Annotated in this window: 1 protein-coding gene; it reads left to right on the plus strand. The window is 60.2% G+C overall.

From position 1 onward, the window contains the following. Positions 1 to 1,697, plus strand: a 1,697-nt coding sequence (locus tag JNL55_RS12120; protein WP_293853138.1) for a TonB-dependent siderophore receptor, incomplete at both ends; no start/stop codon positions are given.

Here is a 1,697-nt window from a genome sequence, read left to right on the forward strand (position 1 = left end):
CCGGCGTCAACATCGTCGTCGATCCCAACATCGTGGCCGGTAAACGTGCGCCTGCCCTGGTCGGCGGTCGCTCAGTCGATGAAGCGCTGGCCAAATTGCTCGAAGGCAGCGGCTTGGTAGCAGAGCGCTCCTCGGACAATACCGTTGTCGTCAAGGAACAACCGCAGCGTCACACCGATGCGCTGGAGACGGTCAACGTGTTTGGCACCACCATCGAAGATCCGATTCTGAGCTCGCGCACCGGCGACACGCTGCGCGAACGTCCGCAGTCCATCACCATCGTGACTCGCGAACGACTGGATCAGCAGAATCTGAACAGCGTGGCGCAAGCCATGGAACAGACCACCGGCATCACCATCAGCAATGTGAGCTTCACCACGCAGGAGTTTTTTTCGCGTGGCTTTTCCATTCGTAGCATCCAGCTAGATGGCGGCGCGCCGTTCGTGTTCAACAACTTCGGCTACAACCAGCTGCCGGATCTGGCGATCTACGAACAGGTCGAAGTGCTGCGCGGTGCCGACGCTCTGTATTCCGGCAACGGCAAGCCGGGCGGCACCATTCAGCTGGTGCGCAAGCGTCCCAAAGCAGACAGTGAATTCAGCGTCAGCCTGTCGGCCGGGCGGTGGGATACGTTTCGCGCCAATCTCGATGCCACTGGCACAGTTGGTTTCGACGGTGCGTTGCGTGGACGCGTGGTGTATGTGAAAGAAGATGCCGGCTCGTTCATGGATGTGGCCGATACCAAGCGCGACTTGTTGTACGGCGCGTTGGAAGCGGATCTCGGTGCATACACTCAGGTGATGGTCGGCGCGACCTACGATCAGCGCGATGCCCCGCACGGCGGTTTCGGTTTGCCTCGCTACAGCGACGGCCGCGACTTGGGCTTGCCGCGTTCGACAGTGTTCACCGCCGACTGGGCGCGTTTCAACACTCAGACATTGGATATCTTCGGTCGACTCGATCAGAAGTTCGGCGACCGCTGGAGCATGCGCCTCAACATGACGCGCACTGAACAGAAAATGCGCAACCTGCGCGTCTTCGGTTACGGCGCGGCCAATGCGATCACCGGCTTGCTGCCGGCGATTTACGGCGGCGATGAAGAATTCGAGCCGGTGCAGGAGATGGCCGATCTGACCCTCAAAGGCAGCTTCGATCTGTTCGGCCGCACTCACAAGATTGCCGTCGGTGCCGATTGGCAAAACATCGATAGCGGCGGCAAAGCCTGGGGTTATCCGGCGGTGACCAACGTGAATCCCTACACGTTCGATCCGTCCTCGATCCCGATCCCAGCGCGCTCAGTGATTCCTGGTCAAGACATCGTGTGGGGCCAGAAACAGAACGGCGCCTACGTCAGCTTGAATCTGCAGATCACCGAGCCGATGCATATCCTCGGCGGTGCACGCTACAGCAACTACGAGTACGAGTACGGTTACGACAATCTCAATACCACCACCGGCGCAGTGACCGGCGGTTTCTATCAGAAGTACGAAGACCGTGACGTGGTCACGCCGTTCTTCGGCTTCACCTATGAATTGGGTGGCGGTTGGGTAGGCTACGGCAGCTACGGTGAGTCGTTCGAATCGCAGGCCAGCTACACCAAGGGACCGTTCCCGGGCCCGGCGGTCGAGCCCAAGACCGGTGAGAGCGTCGAGTTCGGTGTCAAAGGCGGTTTGTGGAACGGCCGCGCGGCCACGCAG

The sequence above is a fragment of the Steroidobacter sp. genome (assembly GCF_016790065.1).
Taxonomy (GTDB): Bacteria; Pseudomonadota; Gammaproteobacteria; order Steroidobacterales; family Steroidobacteraceae; genus Steroidobacter.